General features: G+C 44.8%; 11 protein-coding genes and 1 pseudogene. 6 read left to right on the top strand and 6 right to left on the bottom strand.

The genetic code is table 11. From position 1 onward, the window contains the following. Window positions 1-13 precede the first annotated feature (13 nt). Together B5G04_RS13855 and B5G04_RS13860 are read left to right on the top strand one after the other, a co-directional pair. Window positions 14-1,546 (top strand): 4Fe-4S binding protein, encoded by a 1,533-nt coding sequence (locus tag B5G04_RS13855; protein WP_087397726.1) that lies wholly within the window; start codon window positions 14-16, stop codon window positions 1,544-1,546. 232 nt (window positions 1,547-1,778) lie between these two features. After that, window positions 1,779-3,164: an aldo/keto reductase gene (locus B5G04_RS13860; RefSeq protein ID WP_087397728.1), complete on the top strand. Its 1,386-nt coding sequence runs from the start codon at window positions 1,779-1,781 to the stop codon at window positions 3,162-3,164. 86 nt (window positions 3,165-3,250) lie between these two features. On the opposite strand, the pseudogene B5G04_RS20560 reads toward B5G04_RS13860, so the two are convergent. Beyond that, window positions 3,251-3,412: pseudogene (locus tag B5G04_RS20560) on the bottom strand (IS982 family transposase); the annotation flags it as partial. A 70-nt stretch (window positions 3,413-3,482) separates the two neighbouring features. After that, the gene (locus B5G04_RS13870; RefSeq protein ID WP_087397731.1) at window positions 3,483-4,148 is read right to left on the bottom strand and encodes a hypothetical protein; all 666 of its coding nucleotides are present in this window, start codon (window positions 4,146-4,148) and stop codon (window positions 3,483-3,485) included. A gap of 172 nt (window positions 4,149-4,320) precedes the next feature. Here B5G04_RS13870 and B5G04_RS13875 point away from each other — a divergent pair, with 172 nt between their 5' ends. Then, window positions 4,321-4,797, top strand: coding sequence for a hypothetical protein (locus B5G04_RS13875; protein ID WP_087397733.1), 477 nt, complete (start codon window positions 4,321-4,323; stop codon window positions 4,795-4,797). A 212-nt stretch (window positions 4,798-5,009) separates the two neighbouring features. Here B5G04_RS13875 and B5G04_RS13880 read toward each other — a convergent pair whose 3' ends face one another. From B5G04_RS13880 to lon, 3 genes are all read right to left on the bottom strand, one after another. Then, window positions 5,010-6,146, bottom strand: coding sequence for an LptF/LptG family permease (locus B5G04_RS13880; protein ID WP_087208882.1), 1,137 nt, complete (start codon window positions 6,144-6,146; stop codon window positions 5,010-5,012). A gap of 61 nt (window positions 6,147-6,207) precedes the next feature. Beyond that, window positions 6,208-7,338 carry a tRNA guanosine(34) transglycosylase Tgt gene (gene tgt, locus B5G04_RS13885; protein WP_087208868.1) on the bottom strand — a complete coding sequence of 377 codons (1,131 nt, stop codon included), beginning with the start codon at window positions 7,336-7,338 and terminating at the stop codon, window positions 6,208-6,210. Beyond that, the gene (gene lon / locus B5G04_RS13890; protein ID WP_087208872.1) at window positions 7,335-9,839 is read right to left on the bottom strand and encodes an endopeptidase La; all 2,505 of its coding nucleotides are present in this window, start codon (window positions 9,837-9,839) and stop codon (window positions 7,335-7,337) included. The genes tgt and lon overlap by 4 nt, the downstream gene beginning before the upstream one ends. Before the next feature lie 174 nt (window positions 9,840-10,013). Here lon and B5G04_RS13895 point away from each other — a divergent pair, with 174 nt between their 5' ends. Continuing rightward, window positions 10,014-10,715: a methyltransferase gene (locus B5G04_RS13895; RefSeq protein ID WP_087397735.1), complete on the top strand. Its 702-nt coding sequence runs from the start codon at window positions 10,014-10,016 to the stop codon at window positions 10,713-10,715. Window positions 10,716-10,838: 123 nt separating this feature from the next. Here B5G04_RS13895 and B5G04_RS13900 read toward each other — a convergent pair whose 3' ends face one another. After that, the gene (locus tag B5G04_RS13900) at window positions 10,839-11,870 is read right to left on the bottom strand and encodes a diacylglycerol kinase family protein (protein ID WP_022039991.1); all 1,032 of its coding nucleotides are present in this window, start codon (window positions 11,868-11,870) and stop codon (window positions 10,839-10,841) included. A gap of 266 nt (window positions 11,871-12,136) precedes the next feature. On the opposite strand from B5G04_RS13900, the gene B5G04_RS13905 reads away from it, so the two are divergent. Both B5G04_RS13905 and B5G04_RS13910 read left to right on the top strand, forming a co-directional pair. Further along, window positions 12,137-13,324, top strand: a complete 1,188-nt coding sequence (locus B5G04_RS13905) for an aminotransferase class I/II-fold pyridoxal phosphate-dependent enzyme (protein WP_087208878.1) — start codon at window positions 12,137-12,139, stop codon at window positions 13,322-13,324. A gap of 96 nt (window positions 13,325-13,420) precedes the next feature. Further along, window positions 13,421-13,954 (top strand): DUF2148 domain-containing protein, encoded by a 534-nt coding sequence (locus tag B5G04_RS13910; protein WP_022039993.1) that lies wholly within the window; start codon window positions 13,421-13,423, stop codon window positions 13,952-13,954. The last annotated feature ends 205 nt before the right edge of the window (window positions 13,955-14,159 follow it).

Genomic DNA, 14,159 nt, shown 5'->3' on the forward strand with positions numbered 1-14,159 from the left:
AAACAAAGACGATATGCTGAGAAAAATAAGACTGACACTTGCCATTCTGTTCTTTACGCTCATCACGCTGCTGTTTCTCGACTTCATGGGAACCATGCACGCCTGGTTCGGCTGGATGGCAAAAATACAATTCCTTCCTGCAGTGCTCGCCCTGAACGTGGGCGTCATTGTGCTGCTCATCGCCTTGACACTAGTCCTTGGACGAGTGTACTGCTCGGTTATCTGCCCGTTAGGGGTATTTCAAGATGTCATTTCATGGATAAGCGGACGACGGAAAAAGAAGAAATATCGCTTTTCATACTCTCCTGCCAAATCGTGGTTGCGCTACAGCGTACTGGCATTGTTCATTCTTGCCCTGATTGCGGGGATAGGTTCGTTTGTCGCTTTGCTCGCGCCTTACAGTTCATACGGAAGGATTGCAAGCAACCTGTTTGCGCCCGTATACCGCTGGGGGAACAATCTGCTCGCCTACGTTGCTGAACGGGCAGACAGCTATGCCTTCTACGAAACGGACGTGTGGATGAAAAGCCTGCCGACATTTATCATTGCCGTGCTCACCTTTATTATAATAGGTGTATTGGCGTGGCGCAACGGACGGACCTACTGCAACACCATTTGTCCGGTGGGGACGATACTCGGCTTCTTGTCCCGCTTCTCGTTATTACGGATTACCATAGATACGGACAAATGCAACGCTTGCGGACTGTGTTCGCGAAAATGCAAGGCGGCGTGCATCAACGGAAAGGAGCACACTGTGGATTACAGCCGTTGCGTGGCGTGCATGGATTGCATCGATACGTGCCGGCACGGAGCCATCAGCCTTAAGCCTCTCAGACCTCTCAAGCCTCTCCAAACCTCTCCCGAAGGGGAGGCTTCTAAAATGGAAACTCCAAGCTCCCCATCGGGGGGAGTTGAGGGGGCTTCCCGCCGCAGTTTCCTATCTGCCACAGCCGTGCTTGCCGTTACATCGGCAATCCATGCGCAGGAGAAGAAAGTAGATGGCGGACTGGCAGTCATCGAGGACAAGAAGGTACCCAAACGCGCCACACCGATTGTTCCGCCCGGAGCCTTGAGCGCACGCGACTTTGTCCGACATTGTACAGCTTGCCAACTTTGTGTGTCGGTATGTCCCAATGGAGTGCTCCGCCCCTCCACCGACCTGACGAGACTGATGCAGCCCGAGATGTCCTACGAGCGTGGCTATTGCCGTCCGGAATGTACCCGATGCAGCGAAGTCTGTCCCGCAGGAGCCATCCGTCCGATAACCGTTGCCGAAAAATCGTCCACGCGCATCGGTCACGCCGTATGGATAAAACAGAACTGTATTCCGCTGACCGATGGCGTAGATTGTGGCAACTGTGCCCGCCATTGCCCGTCGGGAGCCATACTGATGATTCCCTCGGACAGCAGTGACACGGGCTCGGTTAAGATTCCGGTCATCAATACCGAGCGGTGTATCGGTTGCGGCGCGTGTGAAAACCTGTGCCCTGCCCGACCGTTCAGTGCCATCTATGTGGAAGGACATACGATGCACAGCGAGCTATAAGAACATCCGGGGACAGCCCTAATCCGTCAGGAAAAGCGCTGTCGACTCAGTCATCAGCCCCAATCCGTCAGGAAAAGCGCTGTCGACTCAGTCATCAGCCCCAATCCGTCAGGAGAAGCACTGTCGACTCAGTCGTCAGCCCCAATCCGTCAGGAGAAGCGTTGTCGACTCAGTCATCAGTCCCAATCCGGCAGGATTAAGATTATTGTTGAATCAATAAACAAGAAATAAAATGAAACAGAAGAAAAATATCTCTCGCCGCGACTTCTTCAAGCTGGGCGCGGCAAGCGTGGCTGTCACCGGACTTTCGGCATGCGCCAACAGCGAAAAGAAAGCTGCCGCTGTAGCCGAACCCACGGGCGAAATGACGTACCGCACGAATCCTTCGACGGGCGACCGCGTGTCACTGCTCGGCTTCGGGATGATGCGTCTGCCCTCTGTGGGAGGCCGCAGCGCCCGTGAAGGGAATGAGGAGATAGACCAGGAAATGGTGAACGAACTGGTGGATTATGCCATCGCCCACGGCGTGAATTATTTCGACACGTCGCCCGCCTATTGCCGGGGCAAGTCGGAACACGCTACCGGCATCGCCCTAAGCCGTCACCCGCGCGACTCGTATTTCGTTGCCACCAAGCTGTCGAACTTCGCGCCCTCCAGTTGGAGCCGGGAGGCATCCATCGCCATGTACCGCAACTCGATGAAGGAATTGCAGGTAGACTATCTGGACTACCTGCTGCTGCACGGCATCGGCATGGGTGACGGTATGGAAGAGTTCGAGAACCGTTACATGAAAAACGGCATCCTCGACTTCCTGCTGGAAGAGCGTAAGGAAGGGCGCATCCGCAATCTTGGTTTTTCCTATCACGGCGATGTGCGGGTGTTCGACTACCTGCTCTCGCGGCACGATGAATACAAATGGGACTTTGTGCAAATTCAATTGAATTATCTGGACTGGAAATACGCCAAGCAAATCAATCCGAGGAACACCGATGCCGAGTATCTGTACAACGAATTGGCGAAGCGGAACATTCCTGCCGTCGTTATGGAACCGCTGTTGGGTGGCCGTCTTTCCAATGTGCCCAGCACCATCTTTGCCCGCCTCAAGCAGCGCGAGCCTGAGAGGAGCGTGGCTTCGTGGGCGTTCCGTTTCGCCGGAAGCCTGCCCGGCGTCCACACCGTGCTGAGCGGCATGACACGCATGGAGCACTTGCAGGACAACCTGCGCACGTACTCTCCCTTGAAGCCGCTGACGGAAGACGATTTCGCGTTCCTGCAAGAAACCGCCACGCTGATGATGGGCTTCGACACCATTCCCTGCAACGACTGCAAATATTGTATGCCTTGCCCGTATGGGCTTGACATACCTGCCATCCTGCTCCATTACAACAAGTGCTTGAATGAGGGAAACACCCCGGAAAGCACACAGGATGCGAACTACCGGAGTGCCCGTCGCGCCTTCCTTGTTGGTTACGACCGCAGTGTCCCGAAGTTGCGGCAGGCAAGCCATTGCATCGGTTGCAACCAATGCAGCCCCCACTGTCCGCAACGCATCAACATCCCCGCCGAACTACGCCGGATAGATGCCTACGTGGAACGCTTGAAACAGAAAATAGACTGAGACGATGCGGCTTGTATCTTGGCTTATAGCTGTAGGCGGTGATTGTATTATGAAAAGTATAGACATAATGTAAGTTCGATATAAATTCAAAACATAGTCGGTAGCCCGTCATTGGCAAAACACAAGTCAATGGTGGGCTTCTTTTCAAAGAAGCAGTATGCAGCTATGGCAGAAAGCGGGTTGGCAATAAAGTTATTGAAGAAGCGGTGTTTGGAATGCTCAGAAACTGTTTTGAATTTATCGCCCAAAGCACACACGAAACGAATGCATCAAGCCCCAAAAACTTTTTGTAGAGATTCAAAGCAGTTTCTCAAGGCACTATAAAATATGAATTTGCTTCAATTTGGATATTTTTTTATTATCCAGATTTAACTGAACTTGTTTCATAAACGTTTCTCTATTTCCCATTTTCTGATATAAATCACTTTTCCATTCTTTTATAGATTTCATAAACAGGTGATTAAATTCCTTTTCATTCCAATATTTCGTTTCTTTTTCTATTTCTGCTTTTACTGTATCAATTAAATTTGCTTCACCTGAATAGAAAGCCAAAGCTAATTTAAGTTCAAACAAGCGATGCCAGTCAATAGGATTATGTTTGGGTCTAAGAGTGGATGAAAAAGAATCAATTAACCGGAATATATCATTTACCCTTATGCTCTCTCGCAAAATGAGACCAAATTGTTGATTTGCGCATTCGGCAGCTGCCTTAAATAAGTACTTATGCAATTGATATTTAATAAAAAATTGTCTCCCATCTTTATCGAATAATTCTACAAAAAAGACAGGAATACTGATTTTTCTTTTTTCTTGTACCCATAAAGGAAGAATTTCTAATATCAACCGATAGGTATCAGACATCACTTTATCTAATCTCAGCCCTATTAAAATTATATCTGCTTTTGCATATAAGGTTGAAGGCGTATATGGAGACAAAATGGGGTACTGTTTTTGCCAATCGTTTACAATGTTTTTAAATTCCATAAGATTTATAGTATTTAATTGTGGCCACTTCAATTCATTAACTAAAGTGGCACTATTTTACAAGCAAATATACTAATTATTATCAAATAAATATCTGACTGCAGACCATCTCTTATATATAATAAGAAAAAACGATTATATTTGTATATTGTTTTATTATAAATAACAAAGCATGGAAATAGTATTAGGAATAGTAACTTCTAGAGAACTTTCAAGTTTTAGCTTCTATACTGATGCTCTCTATGCATTTGAGAGCATACTATCAAAAGGGTTACTTGGGGTTAACTCTGATTTAGTGGAAACAATAAGTATAAGACTTATATGCTTGTCACCTAAGTTCAGTCAATTCTTTCAAGCACATCGTCCTAAATACTATGAAGATAAAACTTTGAAATTTAGGGGTTCTGTAACTCCTGAAGTAAGAATGTATAAATGCCTCACGGTAGATTTTGTGGTGGATTTCGAAGGTTATTTTAAGTTGACTACGAAAGAAGAATGTCTCAAATTTTTAGCCCTTTCATTTATAGATTTTTTAAAGGCCTTAAAATATCCGGGCAAATTGAAGAAATTTGAAAAAGAAAAACTGCTTCAGGCTGTAAAAGATATATTTATAGAGAATTCCATCATATCAGCACATGACGGCATATAGTTCATACAGTTTTACGGGAATAATTTTTTTAGCCTATTATGGATGCTGATTGCGTCATTAGAAAACATTGCATAACATATATTATTTCTTTTGTCTTCAGCCATGTATAGAGAGTTTTATGAATATCCACATTTTGCCTGATTTGTTCTTCAGGGCGTATGTATACGCTCCTGTATGGGCTATTTGTGAATATTCATATAACGTTTATCTCTTTATTTCGGTGCTTTGTGATACAAGTAGATAGCAATAAACAAGTATAAAATGTTCGGAATCCATACAGCAATGGCCGGTGGCATATTGCCATTGATGGCGAAGGTAGCTGATATGGTTTGGAACAAGATGTATGAGAAACTCAATGCCAGTCCGATACCTAAATGCAGTCCCATTCCGCCTTTCACCTTCCGCGAAGAAAGTGAAAGCCCGATGGCTGTTAGGATGAAGGCAGCGAACGACATAGCTATCCGTCGGTGGTATTCCACTTCGAATTCTTTGATGTTGGCAAATCCCCGTTGTTTCTGCTTCCGGATATATTCGCGCAGTTGTGGACTGGTCATTGTTTCTTGCTGGCCGCGTGTGATGAGGAAATCTTGCGGTTCCATTTTAATGATGGAGTCAAGACGTTCTCCCCGTGTGATAACTTCTTTCATTCCACGCATTTCCCTGATCATGTAGTCGCGGATGATCCATTTGTGGTACGATGCGGTATCGTATGTCACGCGGCGTGCTGTGAGGTGTGATACTAATTTGTGGTCTTCGAACTTGTCGAGCGAGAAGCGGTAGCCTGTTTTGTTGTAGTTTTCGTACCTTTCCATATAGGCTACCACTCCTGTGTCTACTTCCAGTTGGATATTTCGTGCATAATCTGCTGATTTTTTCTTCTTGTAGAGCTCTTCAAATCTCAGTCGTGTGACGCTTCCAGTAGGGATGACCTCTGTACCTAGAACAAAAGTGACAGCTGAAATGATAGCAGCCGAAATCATATAAGGTACCATCAGTCGCTTGAAGCTCATGCCGGTAGAAAACATCGCGATGATTTCCGAGTTCTCTGCTAGTTTTGAGGTGAAGAATATTACGGCAATGAAGACAAACAATGGGCTGAACAGGTTGGTATAATAGGGAATGAAGTTCAGGTAATAGTCAAAGACAATGGCTTTCAGCGGAGCCTTGTTGTTGATGAAACGGTCGATGTTTTCATTGACGTCGAACACTACTGCGATGGAAATAATCAAGGCAATGGCAAAGAAGTATGTTCCCAAGAATTTGACAATGATGTATCGGTCCAGACGTTTCAGCCATTTCTGCTGGAAGATACTTTTCAAACCAGTCGGAACAATGTTTTTTTTCGGCATTGTATGCGGCAGTCGTGTCCTTAATTTCAGTTTTTCGGTCAGTTTCATCGGTGTGTATTTTTTATAAGCGGGTAGAGATTCGTTTTATCATTGCTGGCTTCCAGGTAGAGAAGTCGCCTGCGATGATGTGTTTTCGGGCTTCACTGACCAGCCACAAGTAGAAAGCAAGGTTGTGGATGGATGCAATTTGCATCGCCAGCAGTTCTTGTGCATGGAACAGGTGGCGCAGGTAGGCACGGCTGTACATAGTGTCCACATAGGAGGCACCGTCTGCTTCAATAGGAGAAAAATCTTTTTCCCATTTTTTGTTGCGCATGTTCATGATTCCGTCTTTGGTAAAAAGCATACCGTTTCTTCCGTTTCGGGTAGGCATTACACAATCGAACATGTCTACTCCTCGTTCGATGCCTTCCAGAATGTTGACCGGTGTGCCTACGCCCATCAGGTAACGAGGCTTGTCGGTTGGGAGAATTTCATTGACCACTTCAATCATTTCATACATTTTTTCTGTTGGTTCTCCCACGGCGAGTCCTCCAATGGCGTTTCCGTCTGCATTTTTCGAGGCGATATATTCCGCCGAACGTTTGCGCAAATCGGTATATACACATCCTTGTACAATGGGAAACAGTGATTGGTTATAGCCATATTTGGGCTCAGTTTCATTGAAACGAGTGATGCAGCGGTCCAGCCATCTGTGCGTCAGTTCCATTGACTTACGGGCGTATTCGTAATCGGCAGTGCCGGGTGTACATTCGTCGAATGCCATCATGATGTCGGCACCGATGGTACGCTCGATATCCATTACCCGTTCAGGGGTGAAAAGATGTTTTGACCCGTCAATGTGCGAACGGAATTCTACACCATCTTCCCGCATCTTGCGTATGCCCGAAAGGGAGAATACCTGAAATCCTCCGCTGTCGGTCAGCATCGGACGGTCGAATCCGTTGAATTTGTGCAGGCCTCCGGCTGCTTCCAGAACTTCCAGTCCGGGACGCAGGTACAGGTGATACGTATTCCCTAAGATGATTTGAGCCTTGATATCTTCTTTCAGTTCACGCAAATGAACGGCTTTCACACTGCCTATGGTGCCCACGGGCATGAATATAGGTGTTTCTATCTGCCCGTGGTCGGTTTTTATCAGGCCGGCGCGTGCATTCGATTTTGGGTCTGTATATTGTAATTCAAATTTCATTTTGTCGTATGCGTTTCGGCTTCCTTTTCTTTTTCTTTGTCTTTTTTCATGATGGCAGCGAAGTCGATAGCGTCTGTTACTTTTTCGTCTGTCAGTGCCAGTTGAAGTACTTCTTTTATATCTTTCACATAATGGAATGTCAGTCCTTTCAAATAGAGCGGTTGTATTTCCTCAATGTCTTTCCGGTTTTCTTCACATAGGATGAGGTTGGTGATTCCAGCACGTTTTGCTGCCAGAATTTTTTCACGGATACCTCCTACCGGAAGTACTTTTCCACGTAAAGTAATTTCTCCTGTCATGGCTAGGTTGGCTTTTACTTTCCGTTGGGTCAGTGCTGATGCGAGTGAGGTTACCATCGTAATACCCGCCGACGGTCCGTCTTTGGGTATGGCTCCTTCGGGCACATGGACGTGAATGTTCCAGTTTTCAAAAATACCATCTGGCAAGTCAAGCAAGAATGAATGGGCTTTCAGGTATTCCAGTGCCAGCATGGCCGATTCTTTCATTACATCACCCAGATTTCCCGTCAGGGTCAGTCGTTCACCCTTGCCTTTGCTCAGGCTGGTTTCCACAAAGAGGATTTCTCCTCCCACGGCAGTCCATGCCAGTCCGGTCACCACGCCGGCATATTCATTTCCTTGGTATTTGTCGCGCGAATATTCAGGTGTGCCTAAGTATTTTTTGATGTCTTCCGGTTTCAGTTCGTGCTGGCTGGTAAATTTGTCGCTGGCAATTTCCAATGCGATTTTGCGCATGATTTTGCTGATTTTCTTTTCCAACTCACGCACACCGCTTTCACGGGTGTAGTTTTCGATAATACACTCAATGGCGGGTTTGGTGAACTTTACGTGTTCTTTGGTCAGACCATTGGCCAACAATTCCTTTGGAATCAGATGACGGCGGGCTATCTCTATTTTTTCTTCGGTGATGTATCCACTTACTTCAATCAGTTCCATACGGTCAAGCAAAGGAGTCGGAATAGTGCTCAGGTTGTTTGCCGTGGCAATGAACATCACTTTCGAAAGGTCGTAATCCATATCTACGTAATTGTCGTGGAATGTATTGTTTTGTTCAGGGTCAAGCACTTCCAACATTGCTGATGCAGGATCTCCTTGACGGTCGTTTCCCATTTTATCTATTTCATCGAGGATGATGACCGGATTCGACGATTCAGCTTTCATCAGACTTTTGATGATGCGTCCCGGCATGGCACCGATATAGGTCTTGCGGTGTCCCCGGATTTCAGCTTCATCGTGTACGCCACCTAACGACATTCGGATATATTTTCGTTTCAGTGCCGATGCGATGGAGCGTCCCAGCGAAGTCTTTCCTACTCCCGGAGGACCATACAGGCAGAGGATGGGTGATTTCAGATCGCCCTTCAGCTTCAGTACAGCCAGATGTTCCAAAATACGCTCTTTTACTTTTTCCAGTCCGTAATGGTCTTTGTTCAATACTTTTTCGGCATTGAGAATGCTCAGATTGTCGGTAGTGTATACGTTCCACGGCAGTGAAAGCAATGTCTGGAGGTAGGTGAGCTGTACATTGTAATCAGGTGACTGTGGATTGATGCGTTCCAGTTTCTGCACTTCTCGTTCAAATGTCGCAGCCACCTCTTTGCTCCATTTCTTTGTTTTCCCTTTTGCACGTAAGCCATCTATTTCATCTTCCTGGCTGTTTCCTAATTCGTCTTGTATGTTTTTGATTTGCTGTTGCAGGAAATATTCGCGTTGTTGACGGTCTAAGTCTTCGCGTGTACGCATTTGGATATCATGCTTTAATTCTGCCAGCTTGGTTTCCCGGTTTAATACCTGTATCAAGTTATACAGCCGTTCGGTTAATGTCGGCTTGCATATCAGGTCAAACTTTTCTTCCAATCCAAATGGGAAATTGGTACAGATGTAGTTTACAAGTATATGGTCTTTCGGTAGATTTTTCAAAGCAAAAGTTACATCTGGACTCAACCGGTCACTAGCGTCCACATATTGGTTCGCAAGTTCGAGGCATGTATCCATCAGTGCTTTGAATTCATCATTGTTCTCCGTATTCAGGTTTTCCGGTTCCACTACAACTTTACCTTTTAGGTAAGGTTCTGTTGATGTAATTTCATCTAACCGTACTTTTACATTGCTTGCCTGTAAAATGACGGTGGTAGCACCTCCCGGCAATTCAAAGATTCGGAGTACACGTCCAATGACTCCTATTGGATATAAATCGTTTATTCCGGGCTCTTCTACCTCGGCTGATTTTTGAGTGGCTATAATGATATGCTGTTTGTTTTTCGAAGCAGAACGCACAAGTTTGAGTGTAGCCTGTCTGCCTACCGTAACGGGCATGACAATTCCCGTAAACATAAGCATGTTACGTAATGTCATAATAGGCATTTCTTTGTTTACTTCATCGACTGAAGGTTGTTCTGGCTCTGCACTTATCTCGGCTACCATTGACACTTCGTCTGAGACTGCATTCATATCCATTTCTATTTTTTTCCTTCTTACCATAATTGTGGGTTTGTCTATTCTTGTTTAATAAATATCCCAAAACGGGTACAAAGTTAAGCAATCTGCTTTGAATACGAAAACAGAAAAGTTGCAAATACGTGAAATAAATCAGTGTTTCATGCTGAAATGAGAGGCGATTTATCTATTTTTGACGAAAATTAGAAAAGTTAGCTTATGGGAAATCCTTTCTTTCGATTCAAGCAGTTCGAAATTTGGCACGACAGGTGTGCCATGAAGGTAGGTACGGACGGTGTATTACTAGGAGCATGGACTGATGTCAGCCATTCTCAGAATGTGCTTGATATAGGTACAGGAAGCGGTCTGATAGCGTTGATGATAGCTCAGCGTTGTCGTGCTAAAGTAACAGGTGTAGAAATTGATGCCGAGGCTGCGAAGCAAGCATGCGAAAATGTAGCATTGTCACCTTGGAAAGGACGGGTAAGTATCAGACAGGCAGATATTACAGCATTTGAAGGAGGAAAATATGATACAATCCTATCAAACCCTCCTTATTTTCGTGAGCAGGTTTATTGCTCTGATAGCCAGCGGAATGCTGCGCGACATACAGGCGCTCTTACGTTTGAGGATTTGTTAGATGCAGTGATACGTCTTTTGACGGATGATGGTTGCTTTTCAGTTATCTTACCTTTCGAAGTGTCAGGGCATTTTATTGATTTAGCTGCCGGACGGTATTTGTATCCAATGTGCCGGACGGATGTACAGACCAGACCAGGTATATCTCCTAAACGTGTTTTGCTTACTTTAAGCAGAAATATTCTTCCCTGTAAAGAAGATACATTGGTTATAGAATCCGAGCCTCGCATCTACAGCCCGGATTTTATTCAGTTGGTCAAAGATTTTTATTTGGCTTTTTGACCGGGGATAATCAAAGCTGTTCTCGCCTTGAAACATTTTGTGCATTAAGACCACCACAGGAGATACCCGCAATGTATTGGGCATGGGCTTCTGTGGTGGAATATGGGCTGGTCTTTGCAGATTTCACTTCTTCGATAATCTTCGCAACAAGTTTTGGTTTAATTGTAACAGCTTTCGATGCTTTTCTGCAATAGTAGAGGTGAGTGGCCGGGTGCCGATAAAGTCGGTAAAATGTTGTAACACACTGAACGGTTCGGTATATGTCCGCCCTTTTTCAGGTGCTATCACTTTCAGTCCACGGTGTATTATCTCGACTGTCAGGTCTTTGCCTCCCATCATTGGGTCCCCGTCGAAATGAAAAACTCCTTCATTGCGGCGATGGATGGTAATTTTTTTTTCTTTCAGTGTTTTGATGCGACTGTTTTGGTCGATTGTTTTATTAAAGAGTTGAAAAGATAATGCCGGTACATCCAGTACGGTAAAAGGTTCCAGAATGGTTATGTCCATCATACCGTCGGTTAATGAAGCCTGTGGGGCAATATAGGCATTGTTGCCATATTGTGAAGCATTGGCACAGGCTATTAGAAATGCCTTGTACTTTACAGTTCCCGAACTGTTTTCTATCTCATACGTCTCAGGCCGGTAGGTCAGGCTTTCATGCAAAGTGTTTTCCAGATATGTAAGTAATCCTCTTTTACCCGAGTCGGCAAACTTTAAGCTGACAAATGCATCGAACCCGACCCCACAGGTACAGAAAAAAGGGTGGTGGTCAATAATCCCATAATCGATGTCTTTTATAAAACCTTGATTTAACGTTTCAATGGCTCCATGTGGTGTCATTGGAATATGTAAATGCCGTGCCAGTCCATTGCCCGAGCCGCATGGGATGATTCCCATAGCAGTATCAGTATGGATCAATGATCTTCCTATTTCATTGATGGTTCCGTCGCCTCCAATAGCCACAACAATATCCGTCTTTTCTTCTGCAGCCCGTCGTGCCAGTTCGCTGGCATGTCCGGCGTATTCGGTTTTACGTATTATATAATCATATCGGTTTCGGTCGATATGTTTGTCTATCAGATGTAGGATAAATTCTTTTCCGTGCGTGCCTGATATTGGGTTGACTATAAACTGTATGCTTTGTTTTGAGCTCATGATAGTTCTGCTGGTTTCTTATAATGAATGTCCGCAAATGGAAATCCATTTCTTCAATTAAAGAACAAAAATAAGACTATTTTGTTTATGAACATCACTTTTTATAGCATAAATGTCGAAAGAAACATTTTTTTTGTACTATCATCTTATTAAGTTTGCTAAAATTATTATCTTTGCACGTTCTTTTTATGTAACATCTGCCGATATGGAATGGCAGGGCTATTATTAAATAATGTAAATCAGAAAGATTTACCAAACAGTAGAATATGGGACTATTACAAGACAAATTGAGTAAATTCAGAACGCCTCAAATGTATATGGAACGAGGCGTTTACCCCTATTTCCGTGAAATAGACAGTGCTCAAGACACGGAAGTGATGATGGACGGGAAAAAGGTACTAATGTTCGGTTCAAATTCGTATATGGGATTGACTCACGACGAACGTATTATCAATGCTGCCATTGCCGCTACCCGTAAGTACGGTACAGGATGTGCAGGTTCACGCTTGTTGAATGGTACGCTTGACATCCATATAAAACTGGAAAAGGAATTGGCGGAATTTATCGGGAAAGACGAAGCGTTATGTTTCTCTACCGGGTTTACCGTTAATGAGGGTGTTATACCTCAATTGGTAGGACGCGGTGATTATATCATTTGTGATGACCGCGACCATGCTTCTATCGTTGACGGACGCCGTCTGTCTTTTGCTACTCAGTTGAAATACAAACACAATGACATGGAAGCGCTGGAACGTGAACTTCAAAAATGCGAACCGGATGCTATTAAGTTAATTGTCGTTGACAGTGTGTTCTCTATGGAAGGAGACCTGGCCAATTTGCCTGAGATTGTCAGATTGAAAAAGAAATATAATGCTACTGTTTATGTAGACGAGGCTCACGGGTTAGGAGTATTTGGTAGAAACGGGCGTGGCGTATGCGACCATTTTGGACTTACGGAAGATATCGACCTCATTATGGGTACATTCAGCAAATCGCTTGCTTCTATCGGTGGATTTGTGGCTGCGGATAAGGATACAATCAACTGGTTGCGTCATAATGCGCGTTCTTATATATTCCAGGCAAGCAATACTCCTGCTGCAACGGCTGCTGCCATAGAGGCTTTGCATATTTTGCAGACAGAACCTCAACGGCAGGAAAATTTGTGGAAGATTACCAACTATGCCTTGAAGTCGTTCCGTGATGCCGGATTCGAAATCGGTGATACAGAGAGCCCAATCATTCCTTTGTATGTGCGTGATACCGACAAGACTTTCGAAGTTACCAAGCTGGCCTTCGATGAAGGCGTGTTCATCAATCCGGTTATCCCGCCTGCATGTGCTCCTCAAGATACATTGGTGCGTTTTGCTTTGATGGCAACCCATACAAAAGAACAAATCGATTTCGCAATCGAGAAACTGATAAAATGTTTCAAGCAATTGGATATCTTGAAATAAATAAGGAATGGCTAGGCTTTAGATTCGTGTTAGAAGATACTAACTGGCTCTAAAGTCTGGTCAATATAGTGTCAGTAACATTATTTCACGAGTAATATGATTCTGAACGAGAGAGACAGTCGCCACGATGAAGTGTTACAGATAGCCCAACAGATGATGGTGGCGGCACGCACTGCGCCTAAGGGCAAGGGGGTTGATATTATTGAGATTGCGATGGTGACCGAAAGTAATATCCGCATCCTTTCTGATACGATGAAGCAGATGTATGAGGAAAACGGGCTTAAGTTTTTCCTGCGTGATGCAGATAATATTCTGGATGCCGAATGCATCATTCTCATCGGTACGCGCGAACAGCCGCAAGGACTTGACTGCGGACATTGCGGATACGAAACTTGTGCTTCGCGTAAGGAAGGTGTTCCTTGTGCCATCAACAGTATAGATGTTGGGATAGCGATTGGCTCGGCTTGTTCTGTTGCTGCCGACCATCGGGTAGATACGCGTGTGATGTTTTCGGCAGGACTGGCTGCACAGCAGCTTGACTGGTTAGATGGATGCAGGCAGGTTTATGCCATTCCTGTCAGTGCATCATCGAAAAACCCATTTTTCGACCGGAAACCGAAAACGGAATAAATGAAATGTAAGGGCGGATTGCCGGGATGGACTTCCGCACTTATGCTAATGATATGCAAGGCAGAGATAACTTCATGAATAGTTTGATATAACTGCAACAGCTAATGAAGATATATTGTAGGAGGAATTAAGAAGCTGTTTTGAATTTATCGTGCGATGATTTGGGATGAGTTTTTGAGGCATTTTTGCTTCTGTGATGAGGAAG

It is taken from the genome of Bacteroides sp. An51A, from assembly GCF_002161565.1.
Classification (GTDB): domain Bacteria; phylum Bacteroidota; class Bacteroidia; order Bacteroidales; family Bacteroidaceae; genus Phocaeicola; species Phocaeicola intestinalis.